General features: G+C 52.2%; 19 protein-coding genes, 4 pseudogenes and 1 riboswitch. Of the genes and pseudogenes, 12 read left to right on the forward strand and 11 right to left on the reverse strand.

The genetic code is table 11. The annotated features are described in order from the left end of the window. A pseudogene (locus tag HBH25_RS23060) lies at window positions 1-269 on the forward strand (hypothetical protein); the annotation flags it as partial. 164 nt (window positions 270-433) lie between these two features. Here HBH25_RS23060 and HBH25_RS06375 read toward each other — a convergent pair. Next, window positions 434-1,927, reverse strand: a complete 1,494-nt coding sequence (locus HBH25_RS06375; protein ID WP_168082711.1) for a CoA-acylating methylmalonate-semialdehyde dehydrogenase — start codon at window positions 1,925-1,927, stop codon at window positions 434-436. Between the two features lie 14 nt (window positions 1,928-1,941). Beyond that, window positions 1,942-3,288: an omega-aminotransferase AptA gene (aptA, locus tag HBH25_RS06380; RefSeq protein ID WP_168082713.1), complete on the reverse strand. Its 1,347-nt coding sequence runs from the start codon at window positions 3,286-3,288 to the stop codon at window positions 1,942-1,944. 111 nt (window positions 3,289-3,399) lie between these two features. Between aptA and HBH25_RS06385 the strand changes: the two genes are divergently transcribed. The 4 genes from HBH25_RS06385 to HBH25_RS06400 all read left to right on the forward strand — a co-directional run bounded on the left by HBH25_RS06385 (window position 3,400) and on the right by HBH25_RS06400 (window position 6,534). After that, window positions 3,400-4,314: a LysR family transcriptional regulator gene (locus HBH25_RS06385; RefSeq protein WP_168082715.1), complete on the forward strand. Its 915-nt coding sequence runs from the start codon at window positions 3,400-3,402 to the stop codon at window positions 4,312-4,314. A gap of 106 nt (window positions 4,315-4,420) precedes the next feature. Next, the gene (locus HBH25_RS06390; protein WP_168082717.1) at window positions 4,421-5,095 is read left to right on the forward strand and encodes a TetR/AcrR family transcriptional regulator; all 675 of its coding nucleotides are present in this window, start codon (window positions 4,421-4,423) and stop codon (window positions 5,093-5,095) included. Next, complete coding sequence (locus tag HBH25_RS06395) at window positions 5,092-5,679, forward strand: IMPACT family protein (RefSeq protein WP_168082719.1); 588 nt, start codon at window positions 5,092-5,094, stop codon at window positions 5,677-5,679. Before HBH25_RS06390 ends, HBH25_RS06395 begins: the two co-directional genes overlap by 4 nt. A gap of 177 nt (window positions 5,680-5,856) precedes the next feature. Continuing rightward, a complete protein-coding gene (locus HBH25_RS06400; protein ID WP_168082721.1) occupies window positions 5,857-6,534 on the forward strand; it encodes an SDR family oxidoreductase in 678 nt (225 codons plus the stop codon). 3 nt (window positions 6,535-6,537) lie between these two features. Here HBH25_RS06400 and HBH25_RS06405 read toward each other — a convergent pair. Beyond that, a pseudogene (locus HBH25_RS06405) lies at window positions 6,538-7,314 on the reverse strand (calcium:cation antiporter); the annotation flags it as partial. A gap of 138 nt (window positions 7,315-7,452) precedes the next feature. Between HBH25_RS06405 and HBH25_RS06410 the strand changes: the two are divergent. The 4 genes from HBH25_RS06410 to HBH25_RS23065 all read left to right on the forward strand — a co-directional run bounded on the left by HBH25_RS06410 (window position 7,453) and on the right by HBH25_RS23065 (window position 13,726). After that, entirely contained in the window at window positions 7,453-9,570 is a 2,118-nt protein-coding gene (locus HBH25_RS06410; protein WP_080480020.1) for a hypothetical protein, read from the forward strand. A 12-nt stretch (window positions 9,571-9,582) separates the two neighbouring features. Next, window positions 9,583-11,751 carry a hypothetical protein gene (locus HBH25_RS06415; RefSeq protein WP_080480019.1) on the forward strand — a complete coding sequence of 723 codons (2,169 nt, stop codon included), beginning with the start codon at window positions 9,583-9,585 and terminating at the stop codon, window positions 11,749-11,751. After that, window positions 11,732-12,268: a hypothetical protein gene (locus tag HBH25_RS06420; RefSeq protein ID WP_003366544.1), complete on the forward strand. Its 537-nt coding sequence runs from the start codon at window positions 11,732-11,734 to the stop codon at window positions 12,266-12,268. The genes HBH25_RS06415 and HBH25_RS06420 overlap by 20 nt, the downstream gene beginning before the upstream one ends. A 333-nt stretch (window positions 12,269-12,601) precedes the next feature. Then, window positions 12,602-13,726: a site-specific integrase gene (locus HBH25_RS23065; RefSeq protein WP_141249913.1), complete on the forward strand. Its 1,125-nt coding sequence runs from the start codon at window positions 12,602-12,604 to the stop codon at window positions 13,724-13,726. Window positions 13,727-14,238: 512 nt separating this feature from the next. Here HBH25_RS23065 and HBH25_RS06430 read toward each other — a convergent pair. Continuing rightward, complete coding sequence (locus tag HBH25_RS06430) at window positions 14,239-17,175, reverse strand: DEAD/DEAH box helicase (protein WP_080480018.1); 2,937 nt, start codon at window positions 17,173-17,175, stop codon at window positions 14,239-14,241. Window positions 17,176-17,902: 727 nt separating this feature from the next. On the opposite strand from HBH25_RS06430, the gene HBH25_RS06435 reads away from it, so the two are divergent. Together HBH25_RS06435 and HBH25_RS23240 are read left to right on the forward strand one after the other, a co-directional pair. Further along, on the forward strand, window positions 17,903-18,253 hold the full coding sequence (locus HBH25_RS06435; protein ID WP_003366540.1) for a metalloregulator ArsR/SmtB family transcription factor: 351 nt from the start codon (window positions 17,903-17,905) through the stop codon (window positions 18,251-18,253). Window positions 18,254-18,314: 61 nt separating this feature from the next. After that, window positions 18,315-18,455: pseudogene (locus tag HBH25_RS23240) on the forward strand (ATP-binding protein); the annotation flags it as partial. A 468-nt stretch (window positions 18,456-18,923) separates the two neighbouring features. On the opposite strand, the gene HBH25_RS06440 reads toward HBH25_RS23240, so the two are convergent. The 3 genes from HBH25_RS06440 to HBH25_RS06450 form a co-directional block, all read right to left on the reverse strand. After that, window positions 18,924-19,304: a COG4315 family predicted lipoprotein gene (locus HBH25_RS06440; protein WP_003366538.1), complete on the reverse strand. Its 381-nt coding sequence runs from the start codon at window positions 19,302-19,304 to the stop codon at window positions 18,924-18,926. 328 nt (window positions 19,305-19,632) lie between these two features. After that, window positions 19,633-20,625 carry a beta-propeller fold lactonase family protein gene (locus tag HBH25_RS06445; protein ID WP_080480017.1) on the reverse strand — a complete coding sequence of 331 codons (993 nt, stop codon included), beginning with the start codon at window positions 20,623-20,625 and terminating at the stop codon, window positions 19,633-19,635. 158 nt (window positions 20,626-20,783) lie between these two features. Beyond that, window positions 20,784-21,680, reverse strand: a complete 897-nt coding sequence (locus HBH25_RS06450) for a LysR family transcriptional regulator (protein WP_168082725.1) — start codon at window positions 21,678-21,680, stop codon at window positions 20,784-20,786. Window positions 21,681-21,797: 117 nt separating this feature from the next. On the opposite strand from HBH25_RS06450, the gene HBH25_RS06455 reads away from it, so the two are divergent. Continuing rightward, window positions 21,798-22,967, forward strand: a complete 1,170-nt coding sequence (locus tag HBH25_RS06455) for a TDT family transporter (RefSeq protein ID WP_080480016.1) — start codon at window positions 21,798-21,800, stop codon at window positions 22,965-22,967. Window positions 22,968-22,975: 8 nt separating this feature from the next. On the opposite strand, the gene HBH25_RS06460 is transcribed toward HBH25_RS06455, so the two are convergent. The 4 genes and pseudogenes from HBH25_RS06460 to HBH25_RS06470 form a co-directional block, all read right to left on the reverse strand. Next, window positions 22,976-23,578, reverse strand: coding sequence for a uracil-DNA glycosylase (locus HBH25_RS06460; RefSeq protein ID WP_003366527.1), 603 nt, complete (start codon window positions 23,576-23,578; stop codon window positions 22,976-22,978). Continuing rightward, window positions 23,578-23,729: pseudogene (locus HBH25_RS23245) on the reverse strand (inorganic diphosphatase); the annotation flags it as partial. The gene HBH25_RS06460 and the pseudogene HBH25_RS23245, both read right to left, overlap by 1 nt. Before the next feature lie 83 nt (window positions 23,730-23,812). Further along, the gene (locus tag HBH25_RS06465; protein WP_003366524.1) at window positions 23,813-24,037 is read right to left on the reverse strand and encodes a hypothetical protein; all 225 of its coding nucleotides are present in this window, start codon (window positions 24,035-24,037) and stop codon (window positions 23,813-23,815) included. Next, window positions 24,034-25,380 carry a voltage-gated chloride channel family protein gene (locus HBH25_RS06470; protein ID WP_042930421.1) on the reverse strand — a complete coding sequence of 449 codons (1,347 nt, stop codon included), beginning with the start codon at window positions 25,378-25,380 and terminating at the stop codon, window positions 24,034-24,036. Before HBH25_RS06470 ends, HBH25_RS06465 begins: the two co-directional genes overlap by 4 nt. A 79-nt stretch (window positions 25,381-25,459) precedes the next feature. Further along, a riboswitch (Fluoride riboswitch) is annotated at window positions 25,460-25,532 on the reverse strand. Window positions 25,533-25,558 lie beyond the last annotated feature (26 nt).

Consider the following 25,558-nt stretch of genomic DNA (forward strand, 5'->3'; position numbering starts at 1 on the left):
TGATAATCATTGTGACAATCAGTCCAACTCACAAGCACCCACACGAATTGCTTGATTCATTTGTTAAAGAGCGGTGGCTGAAGTGTTTCGCTTCAACCGAGGCGCGCATTCTACGCTGCCTGTACATCCTGTCAAGCGTTTATTTTGCGAAGTTTTCAGAATTTCTCGTTCAACTTCAAACACTTGACCGCTTCACCAACCTCTCGAAGCGGGAGGCGAATTCTACAGCGTTACAACCTGCTGTCAACTTCCTTTTTCACCGCATCTGATCCGGAGACCGAAGCACTTCCAGCACCGTTGAAACTGTAAACCCTTGATTCTCAAGAAGTTTGCCGTTCCGTTGTCGCTGGAAGTGGGGCGCACTATAAGGGGATTCGAGAGGGCGTCAACAGTTTTTATTACATTTGTATGACCCCCTCTCCAGAAGCCCTATTTACAGGCTAGGGAACGCAAACTGGGAGGCTTCATGGGTGGCGCGCTGCGGCCAGCGCTGAGTAATTGACTTGCGGCGTGTATAGAACCGCACGCCGTCTGGCCCATAGGCGTGCAAGTCTCCAAACAGCGAACGCTTCCATCCGCCGAAGCTATGGTAGGACACCGGTACAGGGAGCGGCACGTTTACACCCACCATGCCCACTTCGATCTCGTCGCAGAACAACCTGGCGGCCTCACCGTCACGGGTGAAGATACAGGTCCCGTTGCCGTATTCATGATCGTTGATCAACTGCATGGCCTCTTCCAGGCTGTTTACTCTCACGATGCACAGTACCGGCCCGAAAATCTCTTCCTTATAGATACGCATGTCCGGGGTCACGCGATCGAACAGGCAGCCCCCGAGGAAAAAGCCGTTTTCGTTACCTGTAACACTCAGCCCTCTGCCGTCCACTACCAGTTCGGCCCCAGCGGCCACGCCGTCATCTACGTAACCACGCACTTTGTCCCGGTGCTGGCCAGTGACCAGAGGCCCCATGTCGAGGCCGCACGTGGTGCCCGCGCCTATCTTCAATGCCTTTATCTGGGGCGTCAGCCGCGCGACGAGTGCATCAGCCACCTGGTCGCCCACACACACCGCAACCGAGATCGCCATACAGCGCTCACCGCATGAACCGTACGCAGCGCCCATCAAAGCGCTTACCGCATTGTCCAGGTCCGCGTCGGGCATCAGTACGGCGTGGTTCTTAGCGCCACCCAATGCCTGAACACGCTTGCCACGCGCGGCGCCTTCTTTATAGATGTATTCGGCAATAGGCGTAGAGCCCACAAAGCTGAGTGCTTTTACCTCCGGCGCCTGGATCAACGCATCCACCGCCACCTTGTCTCCCTGAACCACGTTCATCACGCCTGCCGGAAGCCCTGCTTCCTGCAGCAGCTGTGCGATATAGAGGGTGGAGGTCGGGTCGCGCTCGGAAGGTTTAAGAATGAAACAGTTACCGCAGACGATGGCCAATGGGTACATCCACAGGGGAACCATGGCCGGGAAGTTGAAGGGCGTGATACCCGCCACCACACCCAGCGGCTGGAAATCTGACCAGCCATCAATGTTTGGCCCCACGTTGCGGCTGTACTCACCCTTGAGCAACTCAGGAGCAGCACAGGCAAATTCTACGTTTTCAATGCCGCGCTTGAGTTCGCCTGCTGCGTCCTCCAAGGTCTTGCCATGCTCTTGGCTGATCAGCTGAGCAATCTTGCTTTCGTTCTGTTCCAGCAGCTGCTTGAAGCGGAACATTACTTGCGCACGTTTCGCCGCAGGCGTGCGGCGCCATGCGGGGAATGCGGCCTTGGCCGCCTCGATAGCCCGTTGAACGGTTGCCGTGTCTGCCAATTGGACGCGGCCGCTGACCTCTCCAGTCGACGGGTTGAAGACATCGGCAGTACGGTCGCCATCAGTAACGAGGTCGCCATTGATCAAATGTGGGATGGTGCTCATTGCAGGCTCCAGTCTTAGTGAATCTGATTAAGGGCATCGCCCACAGCGTCGAACAAACGGTCCATTTCCTGGGCCGTGGCGTTGAAGGTCGGGCCGAACTGGAGGGTGTCTCCGCCATATCGCACATAGAAGCCTTTCTGCCATAGCTTCATGGCCGTTTCGAACGGCCGCACGATGGCATCGCCGTCCCGGGGTGCAAGTTGAATTGCACCGGCCAAGCCAAAGTTACGGATATCCACAATGTGCTGTGCACCCTTTACGCCATGGATAGCTGCTTCGAAATGGGGCGCCAAGGCTGCCGCACTCTGCACCAGGTTTTCTTTGAGCAGAAGGTCCAACGCGGCGATGCCTGCTGCGCAGGCCACTGGGTGTGCGGAATAGGTATAGCCATGGGGGAACTCCACGGCGTAGTCCGGCGTGGGCTGGGCCATGAAGGTGTGATAGATCTCACTGCGGGCAATCACCGCCCCCATGGGAATAGCGCCATTGGTAATCTGCTTGGCGATGCACATCAAGTCCGGTATCACGTCGAAGGACGTTGCGCCAAACAGGCTACCCGTGCGGCCGAACCCTGTAATCACTTCATCGAAGATCAACAGAATGTTGTGCTGATCGCAGATTTCCCGCAGCCGCTTGAGGTAGCCCTTGGGCGGGGGCAGTACACCGGCCGACCCAGCCATCGGTTCTACAATCACGGCCCCAATGTTGGACGCATCGTGCAGCTCAATCAGGCGTAGCAAGTCATCGGCCAACGCAACGCCACCCTCCTCCGGCAACCCGCGGGAATAGGCATTGGCCGGCAGCAGGGTATGTGGTAAATGGTCAACGTCCATCAGTTGGCCGAACATCTTGCGGTTACCGTTTACGCCCCCCAGGCTTGTGCCGGCGATGTTGACACCGTGATAGCCCCGCGCTCTGCCAATGAACTTGGCCTTGGTGGCTTGCCCTTTCAGGCGCCAGTACGCGCGCACCATCTTGACCGCCGTATCAGCACATTCGGACCCAGAGTTGGTGAAGAACACATGATTGAGGTCACCGGGCGTGAGTTCGGTGATCTTTTCAGCAAGCTGGAAGGACAGCGGATGGCCATATTGAAAGGCCGGAGAGTAGTCCAGTATGCCCAACTGACGAGACACCGCTTCCTGAATTTCCTTACGGGTATGGCCGGCACCGCAGGTCCACAGGCCAGAGAGGCTGTCATAGATTTCACGGCCGCGATCATCCGTCAGGTAGCGCCCTTGGGCGGCAACGATCAAGCGAGGGTCGCGCTGGAAGTTGCGGTTGGCCGTGTAGGGCATCCAATGCGCGTCAAGTTTCAACTGGCTCGCCAACCCGGCGTGCGCGTTCTCTGGCATGTTCATGTGAAACCTCATGGGGGTCGAAGCAAGGCTGCGGATTGCGACCACAGTGGCATGGGGATAAAGTTGGTAAAAGCACGGTTTTTCAATCCTCACTTCCAGCGCGACTAAACAATGAGCCGACGTGACCCCCTGGCACAGGTCAGTGATTTCGATATACGCCTGCTGCGTATCTTCCGAAGCGTGGTGGAGTGCGGCGGGTTTTCAGCGGCTGAAAACGTGCTGGGCATTGGCCGCTCTGCCATCAGCCAGCAAATGAGCGACCTTGAGCAGCGCCTTGGGTTGCGCCTGTGCCAGCGAGGCCGTGCCGGGTTTTCGCTGACCGAAGAAGGGCGAGAGGTGTATCAATCGGCCCTGCAACTGTTAGGCGCGCTCGAAGACTTCCGTACCGGGGTCAATGGCCTGCATCAGCACCTGCGAGGGGAGTTGAACATTGGCCTTACCGACAACCTGGTCACCCTCCCCCACATGCGTATTACCAATGCACTGGCACAGCTCAAAGACCTGGGGCCCGAGGTGCAGATCAATATCCGCATGATCGCACCCAGCCAAGTCGAGCAAGGGGTGCTGGACGGCAGCTTGCATGTCGGCGTTGTGCCGCAGGCCCATGCATTGCCGGGCCTGGAGTACCAATCGTTGTACAGCGAACGCTCCTCGCTTTACTGTGCCGCTGGCCATGCCCTGTTCTACGCAGACGATGACGCGATTGACGACACCCGCCTTAATGAACAGGACGCTATAGCCCCCACGTTCCGATTGCCGGGTGACATCCAGGCCCATTACCAGGTACTCAACTGCAGCGCGAGCGCTTCAGACCGAGAAGGTATGGCCTTCCTGATTCTCACCGGCCGTTACATTGGTTACTTGCCAGACCACTACGCCCAAGCCTGGATTCAGCAAGGCAGGCTCAGAGCCCTCAAGGCACGCCAACGGTTCTACGACCTCAGCCTGTCCTGGGTGACTCGCAAGGGCCGCCGGCCGCACCTGGTACTGGAAAGTTTCCTGAAGGCGTTGGCGGCAACACGTTAATCCGGCCCAAGGCCCTGGCAGCCTTAAAAAGCGCCGCTGCCGCTTGTCTTGTACCTGGCGCTTGCGTTATGAACGTATGCACCGCCTCACGGTTTCTGGAAAGTCTATGCCTCTTCATGTTCCAGCCCACAGTGCTCAACCGAACGCAAAGCCTGCCAGCCGCATTCGCCAGAAGAACGAAGAAGCCATCATCAAGGCGGCAGAAGACGAGTTTGCGCGCCATGGTTTCAAGGGCACCAGCATGAATACCATTGCCCTCAAGGCGAACCTGCCCAAGGCCAACCTGCACTATTACTTCACCAATAAGCTTGGCCTGTACATCGCCGTGCTGAGCAACATCATTGAATTGTGGGACAGCACCTTCAATACACTGAGCGCCGCTGATGACCCTGCTAAAGCACTGGCGGGGTATATCCGCGCAAAAATGGAGTTCTCCCGTCGCCACCCGCAGGCTTCCAGAATTTTCGCCATGGAAATCATCAGCGGCGGCCAGTGCCTGAGCGAGTATTTCAGCCAGGACTATCAACGCTGGTTCAGGGGCCGCGCGGCGGTATTCGAACAATGGATAGGCGAAGGCAAGATGCACCCGGTGGACCCGGTCCATCTGATCTTTCTGCTGTGGAGCAGCACCCAGCATTACGCAGACTTTTCCAACCAGATTTGTCGAGTGACAGGCAAACCCCGCCTTACCCGGCAAGACTTCGACCAAGCGGCCGACAACCTGATCCGCATCATTCTTACCGGTTGCGGGGTCACCCCGCCGGTGCAGGTCACCGAATGAAGTTCGTTCTGCCCACGGTTGCGCAGTACCGCGAAGAGATTCGAAAAAGCCGTTTTCTGGCCATCGCTGGCCCCATTGGTAGCCCTGACGAGGCACAGGCATTTCTCCACAGTCAGGGCGATGCCCAGGCCACGCACAATTGCTGGGCCTGGAAGATCGGCGGCCAATACCGAAGCAGTGACGACGGAGAGCCAGGAGGCACCGCAGGCCGGCCCATTCTGGCAGCCATCGAGGCCCAAGGCGTTGACCAGGTGATGGTAGTCGTCACGCGCTGGTACGGCGGCATTCAATTAGGTACCGGTGGGTTGGCCAGGGCTTATGGCGGCTGCGCCAACAAATGCCTTCAACTGGCAGACAAACATCCTTTGGTAGAGCGCTCGATGTTTGCCTGCCGTTGCTTCTTCAACGAGCTGGCGCTGGTACGGTTGCGTGTCAGTGAAGCCAGCGGGGAGGTCTTGAGCGAAGCCTTTGAAGCCGATGGCGTGAACCTGACGTTGGCATTGCCTGCACACGCAGCCCCCAGCCTTGCCGAACAGTTAGCGCAGTTGAGCCGGGGCCGCATGCAACTGGTGGCATGCGGGTAAAGGCCCGGCAACTTCCCACAGTTTGTGTGGGCCTGCCTGTGGATAAGCCCTGAATGAAACGCGGCAGGCCAATGCAGCCAAGGGCTGCGCAAGCTTGGTCACTTTTTGAACAGCATGCCGGCTGGCACTCGATGGCTGCAGGCGTATGCTTGAGCCTTTCACACGGAGCTTAGTTAAATGGCTGAAACAAAACGTGCTTTGATTATCGGCGCCTCTCGTGGCTTGGGCCTGGGGCTTGTGCAAGTGCTGCAGAACGAAGGCTGGGCAGTCGCGGCTACGGTTCGTAGCCAAGCCCCAGCCGAACTCACGCAAGCCGACGCCACTGTCCATACCCTCGAAATGAACGAACTGGGCAGCATTGACGCCTTGGTTCATGAGCTGAATGGGCAAACTTTCGATGTCGTGTTCATCAACGCTGGCGTCATGGGGCCAGCCGGGGCGCTGGAAGCGGTAAGCGCCCACGACATGGCCAACCTTTTCACCACCAATGTGCTTTCCCCCATTCGATTGGCCACACGCCTGGCGGGGAACCTACGCCCGGACACAGGTGTTCTGGCCTTCATGAGCTCAACACTAGGCACTGTGGCTTCGCCTGATGCCTTGGAAATACCGCTGTACAAGGCCAGCAAGGCAGCCCTCAACTCCATGGTCAACTCTTTGTTCAATACGCTGCAAGAGCCGCGCCCTACCCTGCTGTGCATGCACCCAGGCTGGGTGAAAACCGACATGGGCGGCCCGCACGCCGATATCGATGTTCAAACCAGCACCCAAGGGATGGTCGCGCAGTTAAACGCTTATGCGGGCAAAGGTGGCCTTCATTTTATCAACTACAAAGGCGAACCCTTGCCCTGGTAACACCTACAGGCCCAGCAGCGAAAGCATGACAAAAGTACCGAACAGTACAAAGTGCGTCATGCCCTCGATTGCATTGGTTTCGCCATCATTCAAGTTGATGGCGCAAACCAGCAGCGTGATCACAGCCATGACCGTTTGCACAGGTGTCATCGCCATCTGGAAAGGCTGGCCGGTATACAAGGCCACGGCTTCCATGACGGGCACCGTCAGAATCACGGTAGACAGTGAAGCACCCAAAGCAATGTTCACCACAGACTGCATCCGGTTGGCCAAAGCCGCACGCAACGCGGTAAGAATCTCAGGTGCTGCGGAAATGGCAGCCACCAGAATGGCCGACAGAACAGGCGGTGCACCACTGCCTTCCAACCCTACATCCATAGCCTTGGACATCACTTCGGCCAAGGCACCGATCACTACCACGCCTATTACAAGCACTGTGATGGAATAGGCCGTGCTGACCGGTTTTTCTTCCACGGTTTCGGTAGAAGGTTTCTTGCGCTTCTTTTCAGGGTAGTTGTAGCTGAAGAAGTAACTGTGCGGCCCTACCTGCATCCTCAGGAACAAACTGTACAGCACCAGCATGGCACCGATGGTAAAGCCTGAGTACATGGCCCAGCGGCCTTCAGGAATGAACTCCGGCACTACCATGGACACACCCATGGCGGTCAGGATCATCACACTGTAGGTGCGGGCCGAGTCGTCGTTATAACTCTGTTCGCCATGTTTAAGGCCACCCATCAATGCAGCAAGGCCTAGAATGCCATTGATGTCGAGCATGACCGTTTTCTAGACAAGCAAATCTAATGTCATGGTTTTAATCATAAATATCAGTATCTTAGGAGATTTAATGAAAATGCTATTTGACACCTAGCTAATTGGAGCTAGGTTGAATTGATAATCAAATTCATGGGCTAGCGTATGCTCGCGTACCAAATCACCGGGACAAAAAAGCTAACGTTCAGTTGGCCCGACGCTCATACGCGAAAAGGTTTCACTACTCGGAACTTCGAGATCCCTGAAGGGCTACAAGACCGCGATCTAAAAACACTGTCGGACGCAGTAGTCAGGCGCGCTTCAAGGCTATCTGAGCAGTCAGCTGCTGGATATGTCCAAGCACTGAATAGAATCCTCAAGAATATTGATCGTAGCGAAGATCAATACCCACCTCATGACTGGGACGCTTACCTTTACGAGCATTTTTCATCCCATCTTGAAGACCCCAGCACTCAATACTCTGTACGCATTGCCGAATGGCATAAAATAAAGGACATATATGTCGAGGTTCAGAGACGCGGTTTTATCCCGACAACTTCACTTATACCTAGTGCTTCGATACATGGGGGGTGTCACGATAGCGCAGAGCAACCGCTTGGGCATGAAACAATCCATCTAACCGTACCGTCATCCCTGAATGAACTATTACCCAAATGGGAGCTAGTGGAATCAGGGCTGGAGCTTGACGACGACACTTACATTGAGGGTCTGAAAAACAAGCTAAAAACCGGTGCAGATGCGGTTGTAGCCGCTTGCGCAGCTTACTGGAAAAAGATGCGACAGTGCCACCAAATCGGAAAAGAGCTAACTAATAAAATATCCGAACCAGAAATAACAACAATGCTTAGAAACAAAGCATATATCGTAAACGGCGTGCATCTTGCTCATCCATCCCAACCCCTGGGAATCAACTGGTTTCTTGCAGTTTTAAAATACTATATCAAAAACACGACTATATTGTCCGCTATCAGCTCAGTGCAGCTTATGGAAATACCTTTTTTTCGGCCAATTATTTATAACAACAGGACTCGAAAACTATGGCTAAAAAAAATAAGAGAGATTGCAGGTAACAATGACATTCCCAAATGCACAATCACAGAAACTTTATGTCGCCTACTGGGCCTTCTATCGAGTAGGGATTGTGCAGCCGCTTGCTGCATACTCATCTCAGAAAATCCGTCATTCCCACCTTACTCGCTAATCACATCCAGCCTCTACACTCAGGCGGGAAAATTCTACCTGAGGGCCAGAAGCGGAGGAAAGAGTCTCATCTTCAGTGTAGATAAGCCACGGGCAGGTAAGCGAAAAACTTCACTGCTCCCAAAACTAAGCGCTGAAATCATTACTGACCTGATTGAATGCACTGAGATTCCCAGAGCTAATTTGAAGGGCAGAAAAAAAACGAATTGGCGTAAGCTTTTTTTAGTCGCGAATGAATCACAGATTGGATGCACGGGACGCGCCATAGCGAAGGTTATGGCTTTCAACACAGGTATCACATTATATTCCGTCTTAAAGCCGGAGTTAATTTCAGCCGGAATAAAAGACCGAGAATTTAACTTGAGCACACTGCGAACCACGCAGGGAATACTCACTTTCTTAGAGTATGGTAGCCTTCGGAAAGTTGCAGACACGTTAAATAATTCGGTACAGGTTGTAAGAGCCCGATATATCCCGGACTGGCTGATAATAAGATGGGCAACGAGAGCTATCCGCATCATGCAGCAGAAGCTTATCATCGTTGCAACAGAGGGAGAGCCATGGCAGCTCGAAGCATCAGACTTTCTAACTGCAACCGCCCTCCGATCTTTCATTTCAAAAATGCTTAGAGACATAAAAAATGGCGACGCCTTTAGTGAAATGGTCAACAAACGATTAGGGAAGTACCTACCCAAAGATTCTAATCACGAAACCCCTCACCCTGAAACAGAGCTCGTAATAGGGATAGATGAGCGATCTATTGCCGCAATGTATACTTATATAAATCTCTATCCAAATCCACCTCAAGAAAACCTAGCAGATACGCATGATGAAGTTTTAATCATGAGTGATTCTAAAATTCGACAGATTACGTGCTTGCTAACTTCTGCAGCCGAGCTTATCAATAGTGAACTGTCCATGGTGGAATCTGCAATTATTGACAAGCTCACTGGTGATTCGATTGCCGAGTTCAGGCACGTGCATAAGAAGGCCCTAATCGTAGCTGCCCAACAAAAGGATTTATTAAGCAATAAGCATGGCTTATCACTTACTGACATCTGAGAGCTTATTAAAATGCCATATTCCAAAGCTACGCTCAACGATGAACAGCATATCAGTTTGCTTTTAGCGCAAGCACAGCGCTCTATCACCCTCAAATCAGATGAATCATATAAGTGCAGCTGGTTAACATCTGGTGGGATTGGCAGCAAGGTGTGGGAGACTACAGACCCTGGGAATTCAAAGAAGCGAACAATCAATTTCGACGTCTCACTCATTGACGGAAGCAAGCTCGGCGACCCTGAAAACTTTTTGAGCTTAGTAAGCATACAAAAGCTGGCTTACCATATTAGAATGGGAAAACTTACAACTCGCCCAATCGCTCCAAAAAGATGGCAACACTACATCAATTTTTCCGTGAGCTTACTGAACAGGCTTTTGCTCAATGAAAGTCATTTCCAGACCAAAGATAATGGATTCATGCTCCTGACCAAAAATGACTGTATCGAATTCATGAAAGATTTCAGCGAGGGTGGATGGACGTCCGCTTTGGAGCATAAGGAACGTCTCATATCTTACTTACATTCGAAACTCAAGTGCACTCTCCCTCTTAATATATTGCTCAACGACCCTCACAATCTGGATCAGTCGTTCGTCGATGACGCTAAGGATTGGTTTCAGCGAAACGGCCTTATTATTACGACAACGTTAAAAGGTAAAACAAGCCATACGATCTCTCGGGTTTTCTTGAACTCTACTTTTAACATTCCGCAAACTGGGGTATCCGATAGCCTTGCGGCCTTTATCAATCAATTCGAACCAACTCCCCGGTCTAAAACCACCCCTGCTAATAAGCATAGGCAGCACCCTTCCCAGAACCAGCCGCTTACACACGAACTGAAGCACGAAAGTATTGGAGCAAAACACTTTAATGCCACCACCACCATGCTTAAATGCGTGCTTCAAGGGCACAAGGTTTTACCAGAGTTATTTCCTCAGATTGAGATATCTGAACGCGAATTGTATTCTGAGTTTTCCGACAACATCCAGCTCTCTGGACACACCAATCTAATCCCATTGAGCATAGGCCTTGATGCTCTCAATCAAGCAGTCAAATGGATATTGCACTTCGGCCCTGCGATTATCCAGATGACTGTAGAGCTCGCTAAAAAAAGTACTGAGCTCAAAAAAAACTCTTCGCCCAAACACCGAGGAGCCAAACTCACCAGACACTTTTTATCACTCAACAAATCAATTTTTTGCGTAGACCCCAAGACGCAACAAACAGCCAGTTTGAAAGATGCAATTGACATGAAAAAATTACCTTATCATTCGGGCCGAAAAAATGACGTATCCGCTAATGACTTCAAAAGTATTATCGAGGCGTTTGTGGGGGCTTGTGCTCTTGTCATATCAATACTAAAGCCAATCCGAGACACCGAGCTCCATAACTTGCGCCGAGACTGCCTGGACAAAGAGGATACAAGTGGAGGTGTGTTACTACAGCATGAGCAATTAAAAGCAGGCGCCCTGGGTATAAATCCCCAAATTTCACAGGCGATCCCCAGCATCACCGCCAGAGCCATCCAATTACTCCAGCTTATGGGCGGACAGTTGGCAGAAATATTTGACGACAATTCAGAGGGCTCGACGCTTTTGTTCTACTATCCAAGCAAAGGATATGGAGTACCCTCGAACAAGTCAATGTCGTACAAAGTAAACATGTGCTTAGACAAATTCTGCGACATAATCGAAACCCCCAAAGATGAATTTGGGCGACGGTGGTATATACGTGTTCATGAGATGAGAAAGTTCTTCCTTTTCGTCATGCATAGACACGAAGGAGATAAAATCACAGAGATATTGAGGCGGGCGGCTGGACATTCAGATAGAAAGCATATTTACAGTTACATCGCGGAAGAAGATGTAGACTACGACGTGGTTCGTTTCACATCCGAATGCGTTGAAGACCGCTTGGTTGCACTGAGTAAACACCAGGTCAACAAGGAGAGCAATCAGGGACTTTTTGCGCTCTATCATTATGCATGCGAGCACTTTGGAGTATCAAGCATTTCGGGGATGAAATATGACCAACTCATCGGACTTCTGAGTCAGATGCGCCTGACTGGCCGATATGAAATATCGACATATATAGTAAAGCTGAAAGGTTATAGTAGTGAAGTGATATCACTGGGAGTCGCGATTAAATTCGGAGAAATTAAAGATGAGAAATTCAAGCAGTGAAAATGTCCGAAACCGGCTGGAATGGCTGGAAGCCGTTCTGAATAAGAAGATCACCATCAACGAGCGCGTTACTCTTTCGCTCAAGACTATGAGGTCGTTCTGTGCCCTTGCTATTGCAGGCAGGTTCTCATCAATCGCTTATAATACACTCAGAAATGCTACGATGAATCTCAACGAGCCCGCGCAGGGATATCAAAATTGGGCCTATCTAGTTGAATTGCGTCAAAGATGCTTCGAGACGTTCAAAGTAGTTGAATTGGAACATAAAGAATCAAAGGTCGCATCGAAGGATAAAGATTCCCAGGCTCTATTATACGCTCACATTTGTTCCATGGCTTACCTAGAAATCTATCAGTTCCTCGAAAGGCTTGTCTCTCAGCCTGAGGAAATGTCTACACTTGCCACTACGTCAATAAAGAATCAACTGATTATCAGCAGAGAAAAATTCAAAACGATTGCATCCTACAGTGGAGCACAGAGCAAAACTGGTTCAATTTTAAAGCTTGTCGATAGGTAATTTAATATGTGCAGTCAGCTGTATGTCGAAATAGAAAATGCCTTGGTGCCTGCAAGTGTGGCTCCGATCGATTTTAACAAATACAGAGTACGGTCGCGAAAGTACAGCAATTTCGTTCTTGCGACCTGGCCGGACGGGCGACCGTGCCACCTTGCGAATCACTGGCTCCACTCGGTCTGTTCCAAGACGACCGCCAAAGAAACGCCGAGGGTGTACGCGAGCCTAATCTCACATCTCTTACGTTATTGCAGCCTGATAAATGTTGAGTTATGGGATTTTACTGACGATCTTTTTTATGACTTCACTAATGCGCTGCTGCAAGAGCAAATACTCGTGGATGGCGTACGCGAGCCCAAGCGGGGCCGAACTCACATCCGAACCATACAATTGCGATGCCTCTATTTCTTGCTATGGATCTCGGAAAACTTTTCCTTCCTGAGTGTTCAACCGCTGATAGGTGAGTCAGGCTGCAGCCCTCAAATCACTATTACTTTCAAGAGAAACCCTCACACTGGACATTTAGAGATATATCATAGCGACCTAGTTTCACCAGCCCCTCCAATTGACGATAAAGGAGTAATCACAGAGAAAGCCATTCAATCAGTTCAAGACGCCATTTTCCGCCATCACAACATTCAAGAACTTCCGGCCCGCGCACTCACAAAACTCAAGCACGATCCAAGTTTTTTTCATATACTAAATACATATATATATGAACGTCGAATGTTCATGATCCGGATGATGAAGCTCACAGGACTACGGCCTGAGGAGCTCATAGATATTCCACTTTCATTGAACCTTGAAGTCCTAACTAAACTATATATCTCCATACCGACGAAAAAGCGAGAGTATCCGGCTCCCATCAGAAAATTTCGAGTCAATAGTCGAGCAGCAATGGACTTTGATCGATATATCACGCAGCGTAAAGATTTTCTCAGGGCGCTCGTTGAACGAGGGAGTATCAAGTCGATACCAGATTCCTTACTCTTAACCGTGCAGGGTTCACCTCTCAAGAAGTCTAGCATGACAAAGGACTTTGACCGACTCTGCATATCTGCTGGACTCGGAGACGTCAGGGCATGCTTGTCAATGTTTCGCCATCGTTTTGTCACTAGAGAAATTCACATTTTGCTGATAGAGCGTTTCGAGAAGCATCCTGATCTTCAAATCGCCTGGACTGCTGCATTACGGGATGATATCTGCTTCATCGTAGCTCAGAAAACTGGCCACAAACATCCTGCATCTCTTCATGTCTATTTTCATGAAGAATATCGTCTCCTAACCAAGGATCCAGAAGAAGTGCTGATGCGAAAAAACGTTGAGATACTAGACGAATCTCAAGATGCCCTGATAGATCTTAAATTTCAAAACCAATTAACTCCTTCAAACTCCATGGCAGACGAGATTAGCAAGATTCAATCTAACATCGACCGACTATATGCAAAGATTTTCGGGTAAAGCCGCAGGCGTAATGACTTCGGTAAGACGGTCATCGATTTGGCGAAAAGCGATTCAAGAAGCTAAGGAGAGAGTCCGCTGGCAGGCTCAAGAGGTCGGGCTTGGAGGGTCACTCGGCTTCCCAACGAAAAGGCCCGGCGACTGCCTCCAGGAAATTGCTGAGCGCTGGCACGCCTTCCCCCTCCCTCAACAAAAAGCTGCATTTTAGCGGCTTTACACGACAGCTCAGCCAATCAATGTGTAACCCAAGCCTCGACTTCATCACCACCGTACTGCGCCTTACAGTTTACAAACACTTAAAGCCGAGATGCCTCGAATAGGACATACAGGTGTTCGCGTCGCGCCATGCTTGCCAAAGCTCCGACCGGCAGACGCGAGCCGCTGGATCAATGGTTCCAAATATCCAAATCTCAGCGGGGGGCTCACTTGAGAGCGCCTCCCCTCCTGAATCGTAATTGCACTGTTAGGTACGGCCTAGCGACCAGGCCGATCCCAAGCATTTTGTGTGCAGATTACGGGCTGGTGACAACCTTCACATCTGCCGCCGATACGCTCTTGATGTATGAGTAGCTGGTGCCAAGCACCGCTAGCTGATCAGCCGAAATTTTCGCTGCCGAGATAGCAGGCTGTACGATCACGAATTTGAAGACCATCTCGTGGTCATGGCACTTGTTGCGCAGCAGCTCCAAGTCCTTGGGGTCACCCTTCAAAATTCTATCGAACCCTTTGGGTAACGATTGTTGATATCGGTACATCAACCGATCAAAGAATTTTTCGTGGGTGTATAGCCATTTGACTGATCGTGACGCCTGACCGCACACCTCATAAACATCCTCCACCTGGGCACGAGGTTTTGCCGCCTGCCCCTTCTTAGCCGGGCAGTACTTGCAGTGATAGAGGTCGACCAGGATAGCGTCTTTGGTTTCCCGGATGGCCACCAGGTCTGCGATTTCACCATTGCCGTCATCGTTAAAAATGAAGGAATAGTCGTTCTGAATTTGACTGAAGGTAAAACCCTGCACCGTGTCGAGGTCACGCGCCGCCCTCATGGACTCGATGTGGAGCGGAGTCGCTCCCCAGTTCCAAGGTTCGATCAAATCCCCAGGCAGCTTGAGATCCAAGCTGTTGGGGCTATACGCGCGATAGTTACCCTCCACCATCGAACCATCTACGGCGAGCAGCACGAGAGGGTTAGCATCGAGATAGTCCTCTAACAAGCGCTCATCGGCGAAGGTGATTTTCACGCCAGGGCAACTGACCTTGTAGCCATCGTGCAGTAGCCGAATGGTAATGTCCGGAAGCTGCCGCTCACCGTCTGGGACTGCGGCAAAGACAGACACGCTCAACGTGAGGTCATCGGTGCGCTGCGGCTTATCCAGGCGAACGTCGAGTAGATTGAAAACCTCACCATTGGAAACCAGCGAAATTTTTTGCTCATTTTCGATCGCAATAGATTCTGGCCAATCGGCGTAGAAAAGCCCCATCGGCCAGGCATCTTCAATCTTATCCGAACGCATGACATCTTTAAGCACATCAGAGGACTTGATCGTGGCGTCGTTCAGCTTGAGGGACGCGCGCTTGCACCACTCGATCCAGTACGTAATGGACTCCGAATTCATCTCCCATATCTTTCCCTTGTGAGAGCAGCCTACGGTGGTGCGCTGCCCACCTTCGAATCCCGTGGCAAAAATGTTGGACTTCTTCGCCGTGCCGTTCTGAATCTCGTTGATGACAGCATTGATGTCTCGACCGACGTGCATGGTGAATCTCAGATCCTTACGAGCCCTGGACAGCCCCACGTTCTGAAGCTTCATCAGCTTGATGTCGTGCAAAGTCCGGAATGTCGGCTCGCCGCTGATTCGCCGGGAGTCTTTGGCAATCAGTCCGAGAAACCGTGCTGTCTGCGTCTCGTCCCCCGATGAGTGGATGAACAGGGTTTTGTCCCGCGCGTGGTAGTAAGCAAGATAAAGAAGCCAGTTGGTATCTGAAATAGCAGAAGTGTTCGCCCATCCCACTGGCGTCTCACGGCGGGTGACCATGATGACGGTGTCTTGCTCATCGTTGATCGAGAGATACTGCAGCTGCTCCCTCTTCTGAGAGAAATGCTCGGCGGCATCAGGCCGCCATTTATCACGGTCAACATGGTAGGCGACCGCACTGATTTTTGGGTTTGGATTAAGGCCCAAGATTTCTTCGGAATCGGGATCGTTTGAAAACTGATCGCTGAACTCCTCCTTTTCGATCTCGCGGCTGATCTTGTCATTACTGACATCTCGAATCACTGCACTCCAGTCAGCGCTCTCCTTGTACAGCGCGGCCATTTGATAATCCGTCTTCTGATTCGCAATGTTCGAAACGAATTTCGCATCCCCCAGAGTCGGGTCGACGCGGGTAAGCCGACCGATGAACTGAAGCGTAACAGCTGGACTTCGATGCTGGTCATGAATGGCCGCAATCTTCAATTCCGGGAGGTCAAAACCTTCACCCAGCATATCCACGCAGACAATAATCTGATGTTTCTTTGCGACAATATCGCCCATCAGATTTGCCCGATTCTTCACCTTGCTGTGGATGAGGACAGGCGATAGATCGTCATGCTTTTTGTACAGCTCGAACAGCATTTCAGCGCGCTTTTGGGATCGCGCCCGTACCATCAAAAGGTGCTTGAAACCCTGAGCCTGATCGCTTCTCAGTAATTCTACCGCCTTGTCCGCAACCGCTTGGTCAGCAATTTCCAGGTTGTACTCTCGCACAGGGTGAAATTCGATGGCCTTGAAGTACCCGTCCGTCTGCGCATCCTTCAACGGGTAGTTGTAGATGATCGTCCCTTCCAGCGCCTGGTTGTCTTCTCGGAACGGCGTGGCGGTGAATTGCAGGCGGGGTTTCTGTTTAAACGCCGTCTTGACCCTTCCCCATGTCATGGCGGCTACGTGGTGGGCTTCGTCAATCATCAGGTGGCTGCAGAGATCGGCGAGGGCCTGAAGCGCATCTGGGACGAAGCGCTGCAGCGCTTGCGGCGTCGCCACAATGACATTCGCGCCTGCGAGCTGCTGTACCTCTTCGACCGACATTCCTGAACTGACGGCCATGACGACAGGGTTGAGCGCTGTCTCAGAAACGGCGCCGATTTCACGAAGCTTTTTGAGATCGCATTTCTTCACGAGCTGCGAACGTAAAGCATCAGACGGGACTAGCACCAACGTCCTGGGCAACCTGCCCGCGATCAGCAGCGCAAGCATGGTGTCCGTTTTTCCAGTACCCGTTGGCATTACCACTGTAGCGGTCGTATTAGGTGACATCACAAGATGCCCCAGCGAGGCGTATAGCGCCGCGAGCTGTGGTTTGCGCAGGCCCAAGGTATTGGTTTCTCGGACAGCCTGATTGAAATTGAAGAGATGCTGATGCCAGCTTTGGTAGACCTCGGTGTACTTCCCTGCCGCTTCGGTCATTGCGCTAACCCTATGGAGATGGATGGATACCGCCTTTAGTGGCCAGATAGTATCAGTGCATCGATACTTAGGGTGCATAGCCGTTTGTGACGCGTTGTTAAGGACTAAGCAGGTCTTACGTTTCCAAGGTCACGGACTGGTGCAAGCGGTCTCAAATCGTGAATGCCGTCGTGAGTGGCCGCTGAGATCCAATGCGGCGGTGGACAAAGGATACTGGCGGCTAGACGCATAGCCTCGGTATTGGCAACCGAAGGTGGCCAAACATTGAGCGAATACAGGGCAGCTAAATGACCGTAAAATTCAGGGGGACATCCTCGAACGCCAAAGCTGATTCGAAGACTTGCGCGAACGTGCCACTCCCTCTTACGCATGCGGAATTCGATGCAATGATGCAGGTGGAAAATTACCTAGTATCTGACCACCCAATTCCATAGCTGCTGACCAGTTGATTGCATTCGCACTGACCACTCAATTGCATTCGACCTGACCAGCTAGCCTGTCATTACGCTTGGCGTACTGAATCCAAAATCGCGTTCAGCGAGCATTCATTCGAACATCAAACCTCCGCTTGCGTGCTGAGGCTAATCCCTCCGTGTCGTTGCCCCGTGGACTACCTGTGAGCATTGATCCCCGGATCGTAAATTTCTGTCACGAGGCGTTTGTACAAGCAGACTGATTGTGTTTACATTTGTATATTCGGTTATCCACATATAAAGGGCAATTGCTTATGAGCCTCGCACCACACACATTCTTCAAATGCCTTGGAGACGAAACCCGCGCCCGGATCATGCTCATGCTTTCGGCTGAAGGTGAGCTTTGCGTGTGCGAGTTGATCTGGGCACTGGACGATAACCAGTCGAAGGTTTCGCGGCACTTGGCCCAACTGCGTGCCTGCGGGTTACTCGCGGATCGAAGGCAAGGTCAGTGGGTTTACTACCGCCTGCACCCCGAGCTTGAACAGTGGGCACTGGATGTTCTGAACGTCACTATGCAGGCACACCAGTGCTGGGTTAACGATCATCAAGGACGGCTGGCCTCCATGGAAGACAGACCCGTGCGCCAAGCCTCCTGCTGCTGACCTCCTGACCTGGAACATACCCATGCTCATCGCAGCATCGATTTTCGTAGTTACGCTCGTCTTTGTTAAAGAAAAATGGTAAGACCTGTTCTCTGACTCCACGATTGCCGATGCAATTCTTGACCGTATCGTTCACAAGTCCCACATCATCGAACTGAAAGGCGAATCAATGCGAAGGATCAAAAATCGAAAACGGTCGTAAGAGCATCTGACGCTTGCCCAGGTGGGCAATACGAATGCAAGTGGTCAAGTTGAATGCAAACAGATGGGAAAATACAACGCAATCAGCTTTTTTAAGTAATTTGTCCCTAGCGGAATTAAACTTTTTGCTATGTTCCTTGTATCATCCTACCCTAATCAGATCTGTGGGTTGAAACCGTAATAAATCCCAGTCCCGCTGCTAGCCCCTATTGAAGTTTAACAGTCCAGAGGTGATCCAGATGGGCTGTGTAGATGGGGCTTAGTATCTGGATGCTTCATACCCCAGTGTGGCGTTACGGGAATACGTCCAGGGTGTACGGTGCCTCGGCCCCATTTTTCTTTGACATGATCCATCAAAGCTTTATGAGGCGCGGCGGCTGTATGTTGGCGAAAATATCAGGTGTGTACTTTTCTGGCTTGCGCCACTGACAAAGCCAGTGGCGCAAGCCAGCCAGTTAATTATGTGATGTTACGGCTTGGCAACGTGCCAGACCTGATTGACGCCGTCACCGGTTGTATCCCCTGGCTTGGTATCTTTGACCCAGCTGTAAAGTGGCATGCCTTTGTATGCCCATTGTTTTGTGCCATCGTCTCGAGTGACGACAGAGTAATCATGACCCGCTTTCGCGTCTGCGGATACCGGTAAAGGTGGCCAGTTTGCAGCGCATGGCCCATTGCAGACCGACTTGCCCGAGGTGTCCTTGCCGAAGGTATAAAGAGTCATTCCTTTCGCGTCTACGAGTACTTTTCCCTTGTCCGTTTCAGCCAGCTTGACTGGCGCATCGGCGACCGCCAAACCCGACATGCAGCAGGCGGCAACAGCGACGGTGAGAATCATTTTTTTGAACATATGTATTTCCTTTGGTCATTTTTAATTTTTAGAAGACCCACCTGCTATTTGAAACAGCAGGCGATCAGACAGTAGACGAGCCACAAACAGGTTAATTCGATTCCATAGAAAAAACGTCCCGATATCATTTTTTTGCTGGAATACTGGGCTCCCCCCCCCCGACCCTGTGCCTTCCTCAATTGAGCAAAGCGACGCTCACGGTCAAGCATCACTAGCTCAGCTCAATGAGCGACGGCGATTCATCATCCAGAACTCATCACTTTCACTCATTATTATTCACTTGGTCGTGGAGTATCAGCAGGCCCCCATGAAGGCCTGCGCTGTTCAATCAGTCGGCCTTGAGCGTCGACACCACCTTGTTGCTGGCGAGATCGACTGTGGAGATACTCAAGTCCTCGTTGAGGACATAAGCCTTCGACTTGTCTTTGGTGAAGACAATGGCCTGGCGGGGTGCCTTCAAACCGGTCACAGTGGTCGTCACTTTCAGGGTTTTGGTGTCGATCACTGAAAGGCTGTTGTCACCGAGGTTACCCGAGTAGACGTGCAGCCCGTCTGGAGTCAGGGCTGCGCCGTAGGGGTCTTTGCCCACCATGACGGTGGTTGTGATGGCGCGTTTTTGAGTGTCGACAACGGCGATGCTGTTACTGCCGCTGTTAGCCGCGTACAGCGTATTGCCGTCCGCCGATAGGGAGATGGCGCGCAGCTTGTTGAAGCCAGTGATCTCACCTTCGATGGTATTGGTCTTGCTGTCGACCAAGGTAATCTTGTCCCCAAGAAAGTTGGTGACATAGACGGTTTTGCCGTCAGGGCTTACCCGGATACCTTGGCGCGGTTGGGAGAAGCCAGGTACCACAGCTACTGGCCGCTGGTGATCAAGGTCAATGACCGACAGCGTGCTGGCCGCTTCATTGTTGACGTAGAGCAGGCTTCCGTCCTTGCTAAGTGTGGTACCAAAAGCACCTGCGCCCAACGGAATATCTGCGATCACTTTCAAAGTCTTGGTGTCAATCTTGCGCACGACCCCCAAACTGCTGTCGGAGAGGTAGAACACATCGCCAGTTGGCGAAAACACAATATTTCGCGGCGTGACGTAGCCGGTGAGAACCTGGCGAACCTTACCGGTTTTCAAATCATAAACCACTACATCTGGACGCTGACTGTAAGAGACCACCGCCGTCGTTTCATCAGGGCTGACGGCCAGCGAGTTGTTGTGAATATCGCCGTCAAACGTCCAGCGATCTTCCGCGGCCCACGCGCTCATCGTTGTGGCCAACGCAACACCCAACGTCAGGGCTGTGACGGTTTTCTTTATCACATTCATCAGAGTTTCCTCATAAGGGTAAGCAAGGCATCCAGTCGCGCCTTGGCAAAGACAACTCGTTCATCGCTGCAGGGCAATGAGTTGACCTTATGCGTCTTTGATAAATTCCGGAAACAACTTGTTTTGGTAGCTCTTACCTGTTTTATAAATAGGTCTGGCTACCTCTGGCTCACGAATTGACTGCAATGTTCCCAGAATCGCTCAAGCCCAGGCGAGATGTATTTGTCCCGGTGGCGGATCAGAAAAAACCGTCGTGTCAGTGCAGGCAGGGAGTGCGGCAGTTGAACCAGGGCTTCAGAGGCCAGTAGATCCCGAACGACCCAGCGGGACAGGCAACTGATGCCGATGCCTTGTGCGAGGGTATGCTTGATGGCCTCTGAACTGCCGATCTGGCGCGTTTCGGCGAGATCGTGCAGATGACGCAGCAGCAGTTGTTCGACTTCTTCGCGGGTACCAGAACCTGGCTCGCGCAGTAGCCATTCAGCAGTACGAAGGTCGTCAAGTGTGACCTGCTGCTTTATTGCCAAGGGGTGCCGTTGGCCTGCGACAATAAGCAGCTCATCAACAAGCCAAGGCTCGGCACTGAGTTCGGGGAGGTGGCAAGGCCCCTCGATCAGGCCCATATCAATCTCGAAATCGGCGACTCGTCTTGCGACCGCCATGCTATTGGCCATGTCGACATCGACCCTCAAATGTGATGCTGATCGACGCAGCTCACCGAGAATCAATGGCAGAACATAATTGCCTATCGTGGTACTGCATCCTACCCGCAAGCGTGTTTTCAGCCCGGCATGGCCTGGTAAGAAACTGGCCTCTATCTGTTGTGCATTCTCAAGCATCCTTCTGGCTTGAGGCAGTAAGGCATAGCCGTTATCGTTCAGCACTAAACGCTTGCCGACACGGTCGAACAGCCTGGTATCCAAGGCACTTTCCAACTCGTTCAGTGCGGCGCTGGTTGCAGATTGGGACAGTGACACCGAAATGGCTGCGCTGGTGGTGCTACCGTGCTGCGCGACGGCGCAGAAAATTTGTAGCTGACGTAGGCTTAGCTTCAAGAAATCTACCTTCTTAATAGGTAATGTAAACCTATACTATCCGTTTTTACCGCTATCCCCATCAAGCTATACTTCAACCATGTCATATTGAAGGCACACTGAAGCGGGAGCGCGAAAATGAGTGATACACGACTCGCAGCTATCATGGGCGGCAGCCATCCCCTGGCGGCCTTGTCCAATCCACGAGAAGCGATCCGGCAGTTCACACCCAACTGGTTCGCCGCCACGATGGGCACCGGGATTCTGGCTCTGGCTCTGGGCCAACTGCCTTTTGCTGCGCAGTGGCCCAAAGCGTTAGGGGAAGCTTTGTGGTTTTTTAATATCGTGCTGTTTTGCCTGTTTACGCTGATGTACGCGAGCCGATGGGTGTTGTTCTTCGATGAGGCCAAACAGATCTTCGGCCACTCCACTGTATCGATGTTTTTTGGAACCATCCCCATGGGATTGGCGACCATCATCAACGGTTTTCTCCTTTATGGTTTGCCACGCTGGGGGGATGGGGTAGTCGCTTTAGCGGAAGTGTTGTGGTGGATCGATGTCGCCATGGCATTGGCCTGCGGGGTGCTGATCCCTTACATGATGTTTACCCGTCAGCAGCACAGCATCGATCAGATGACAGCGGTATGGTTGCTGCCAGTAGTTGCGGCTGAGGTGGCTGCCGCGAGTGGCGGTCTATTGGCTCCGCACCTCGCTGACGCTAGCGCACAGTTCACCATGCTCATCACCAGCTACGTGCTGTGGGCCTACTCGGTGCCCGTCGCCTTGAGCATCCTGGTGATCCTGTTACTGCGCATGGCGCTGCACAAACTACCTCATGAAAGCATGGCAGCATCGAGCTGGCTGTCTTTAGGGCCGATCGGTACCGGAGCTTTGGGGATGTTGGTGCTGGGCAACGATGCTCCAGCGATCTTTGCTGCTCATGGAATGGCAAGCATCGGCGTCGTAGCCGAGGGCATTGGCTTGATCGGTGGTGTGCTGTTCTGGGGGCTGGGATTGTGGTGGATGGTATTGGCGCTGCTAATTACCGGGCGCTACTTCAGGGAGGGCATCCCCTTCAACCTCGGCTGGTGGGGCTTCACCTTTCCGCTGGGAGTGTACGCCGTAACAACCCTCAAATTGGGCTCTATGCTGCACCTCACGTTCTTTAGCTTCTTTGGCGTGGCACTGGTGTTGATGCTCACCGTCATGTGGATGATCGTCGCGGCCAAAACCCTGGCGGGTGCCTATCGCGGCAACTTGTTCGTCTCGCCGTGTATTGCCTCACTGAACAAGGCGGGCAAAACCTGAGCCTTTGGCTACTCGATCGACTGTTTGGCGTGATGCAATGTGGACAAAATGCGCTGCCTAACATTCGGGTGAGTGCAAACAGAAAGGGGACTGGGGTGTGGCATTTTCAGCAATGAAAAGTCAGGGAAGGCGAGCCGAACACGCGGTATGGCTTTCTGGGCAACACGTCCGGCAAATACGATAGTGACGAGATCAGGAAAAAGCGTCAGTAGCGTGATCAGCATCTCGATACCTTCGTCGATTTGCGCTCTGCGGAGCGCACCCTTGGGCTTTTCGAGATCTGGTAGCCAAGGGTACAAATTCCAAAGGACGGTTTCGTGACGTGCCAGTCCAACCTGCTCAATGAAACCTTTGAGGTTGCGTTGTGCAGGCCCCGCATTGTCTCTTGAGACGTACCGTGGAAGACTGATCGTTCGAGCGGGCGATTCCAACAAAATCAATACCCTTGCGAAGACGCCGCCATCCAGCGGATCGAAATACGGTAATGTTCTTTCGCCCGTTGACTGGGCCGTTACCCAGCGCGTCAATTCAGCAATTTTCGGCAGCAGCAAAAAGTCTTTTCTTTCCTTCAGAGAAATTTCCTGATCTGCGCTCTTCTGATTGAGTAACACTACTTGGAAGCCTCCCTCTGCAGGTTGTACGCCGCTACCGATTTACGAATCTCTTCCCGCACCTCATCTGCGTTCCCCCAACGCCCCATCTTCAACCATTTACCTCGCTCCAATCCCTTGCAGTTTTCAAAAAATGCTGAATCTGAGCGAGTCATAGCGCGGGAGCTCGCACCTTGCGCAACTCGTCAGCGTGGTTGCGCAAAGGTGCGCAGCGTTTCATCGTGATGACGCATATCACCGAGCTCCGGGTAATGATGGGAAATGCTTGGCCCGGTAAATAGCCTGCAGAATCAGCTTGAGCATCATCTGCTCAATCTTATCTTTTTGGGCGACTTTAAGAAGGTGTTGGGCAAGCCCGGGCACACTCAGGTGGTGCCAGAAATTTGTAACTCGAGCCCGGCTAGCGCCAGTGACATAGAGCTGCAAAACTGTCAGGCGATCTTGGCGATGTCCGGTCATTTCTCTTCCCTGATAGGAGCCACTTTCCGCTCGCTGGCAGATTCACTTTGAGCATGAAATTGCTTGATATCTGAGAGCCGGATTTCCTCCGGCAGAGGACGGTGATGTTTGCTGTGACCCACGCGCTGGGCGTGATAGATCCCGGTATGCCCGGATACGAGGTAACTTGAGATACAGGCAATGGCTGCAAGCGGAGCAATTTCAGGGCCGAAGAGCTCCATGGCCATGACAATGGTTGCCAGTGGCGTATTAGCTGCGCCAGCGAAGACGGCGACAAAACCGATACCAGCCAGCATGCCGAAGGGGAGATGTAATAGGGGCGCTAGCGCGTTCCCCAAGGTGGCTCCAATGTAAAACAGCGGAGTGACTTCGCCGCCCTTGAATCCAGTCCCCAGGGAGACAACGGTGAACAACATCTTTCCAAGCCAGTCCCAAGGATCCATTGGCATGTGAAAGGATTGGACGATGCTCGGAATGCCCAGTCCGATGTATTTATCGACGTCGATATAATGGTTACCACTGAGCGCCCACACGGCGACTGCGATCAGCAGGCCTCCGGCGAAGGGGCGTAATGGCGAATAGGAGATAAGTCGTTTAACGAAAGCCCCGAGCTTATGGGTGGCCGTCGCGAATAGAAGGCCAGTGAGGCCGAAGATAATCCCTGCAGCTACCACAGCCATGACGCTCCAGAGCTGCACGGGAACCACTTCGCCAATGACGTAATGCGTATGAACCACTCCCCAGGCTTGCCCCACTTGGTCAGCAACGATTGCCGCAACCACGCAAGGGAAAAGAGCGTCGTAACGCATTCGTCCGATGGCCAACACTTCAAGTCCGAACAAAGCCCCGGCAAGAGGGGTGCCGAAGACGGACGCAAAGCCAGCACTGATACCGGCCATGAGAATCACCCGGCGATCTTCGCGGCGTAGCCGAAAGACATGCGTCAGTTGATCAGCAAGAGCCCCGCCCATCTGCACCGCCGTTCCCTCACGTCCCACAGATGCACCGAAGAGGTGGGAAACCACGGTTCCGATTAGCACCATCGGCACAATGCGCACAGGCACGATCTTCTTAGGATCATGGATCTCATCGATGATCAGGTTGTTTCCGGCATCAACGGGTTTGCCTATCAAGTGATACGCAAGTCCCACGGCGAAGCCAGCAACTGGCAGGAGCCAGAGCACCCAGGGATGGGCTTCTCGCCATTGGGTGGCATGATCCAAAGAAAGAAGGAATAACGCAGAGGCAGAGCCTGCCAAAAGAGCTACAAGACCAGCAAGCGCAAGCCATTTCGCAATATAGGGCAGTAAGTCGAGTTGTTCAGGTCGTCGAAATTTAGACATTTGGCCAGCCACAAAAAGTAAGTAGGCCTGACCAAAAAGGGATTCTGAGCGCGAACGCCTACAGACCTGGTTTGATCAGGTTTCTGTAGGCATCATCAGCTGCTACGGGCGCAGCGGTTGGTTAATGGAGGAATGCCATCTCCAATGCGCCGATCTTAGCTAGCCCTGTCCAAAATGT

It is taken from the genome of Pseudomonas quercus (assembly GCF_012033695.1).
Lineage (GTDB): Bacteria > Pseudomonadota > Gammaproteobacteria > Pseudomonadales > Pseudomonadaceae > Aquipseudomonas > Aquipseudomonas quercus.

What these genes read in the sequence shown, in the direction of transcription:
- HBH25_RS06375 (WP_168082711.1), bottom strand. Translation starts at nt 1,927, where the DNA reads ATGAGCACCATCCCACATTTGATCAATGGCGACCTCGTTACTGATGGC.
- aptA (WP_168082713.1), bottom strand. Translation starts at nt 3,288, where the DNA reads ATGAACATGCCAGAGAACGCGCACGCCGGGTTGGCGAGCCAGTTGAAA.
- HBH25_RS06385 (WP_168082715.1), top strand. Translation starts at nt 3,400, where the DNA reads ATGAGCCGACGTGACCCCCTGGCACAGGTCAGTGATTTCGATATACGC.
- HBH25_RS06390 (WP_168082717.1), top strand. Translation starts at nt 4,421, where the DNA reads ATGCCTCTTCATGTTCCAGCCCACAGTGCTCAACCGAACGCAAAGCCT.
- HBH25_RS06395 (WP_168082719.1), top strand. Translation starts at nt 5,092, where the DNA reads ATGAAGTTCGTTCTGCCCACGGTTGCGCAGTACCGCGAAGAGATTCGA.
- HBH25_RS06400 (WP_168082721.1), top strand. Translation starts at nt 5,857, where the DNA reads ATGGCTGAAACAAAACGTGCTTTGATTATCGGCGCCTCTCGTGGCTTG.
- HBH25_RS06410 (WP_080480020.1), top strand. Translation starts at nt 7,453, where the DNA reads ATGCTCGCGTACCAAATCACCGGGACAAAAAAGCTAACGTTCAGTTGG.
- HBH25_RS06415 (WP_080480019.1), top strand. Translation starts at nt 9,583, where the DNA reads ATGCCATATTCCAAAGCTACGCTCAACGATGAACAGCATATCAGTTTG.
- HBH25_RS06420 (WP_003366544.1), top strand. Translation starts at nt 11,732, where the DNA reads ATGAGAAATTCAAGCAGTGAAAATGTCCGAAACCGGCTGGAATGGCTG.
- HBH25_RS06430 (WP_080480018.1), bottom strand. Translation starts at nt 17,175, where the DNA reads ATGACCGAAGCGGCAGGGAAGTACACCGAGGTCTACCAAAGCTGGCAT.
- HBH25_RS06435 (WP_003366540.1), top strand. Translation starts at nt 17,903, where the DNA reads ATGAGCCTCGCACCACACACATTCTTCAAATGCCTTGGAGACGAAACC.
- HBH25_RS06440 (WP_003366538.1), bottom strand. Translation starts at nt 19,304, where the DNA reads ATGTTCAAAAAAATGATTCTCACCGTCGCTGTTGCCGCCTGCTGCATG.
- HBH25_RS06445 (WP_080480017.1), bottom strand. Translation starts at nt 20,625, where the DNA reads ATGAATGTGATAAAGAAAACCGTCACAGCCCTGACGTTGGGTGTTGCG.
- HBH25_RS06455 (WP_080480016.1), top strand. Translation starts at nt 21,798, where the DNA reads ATGAGTGATACACGACTCGCAGCTATCATGGGCGGCAGCCATCCCCTG.
- HBH25_RS06465 (WP_003366524.1), bottom strand. Translation starts at nt 24,037, where the DNA reads ATGACCGGACATCGCCAAGATCGCCTGACAGTTTTGCAGCTCTATGTC.
- HBH25_RS06470 (WP_042930421.1), bottom strand. Translation starts at nt 25,380, where the DNA reads ATGTCTAAATTTCGACGACCTGAACAACTCGACTTACTGCCCTATATT.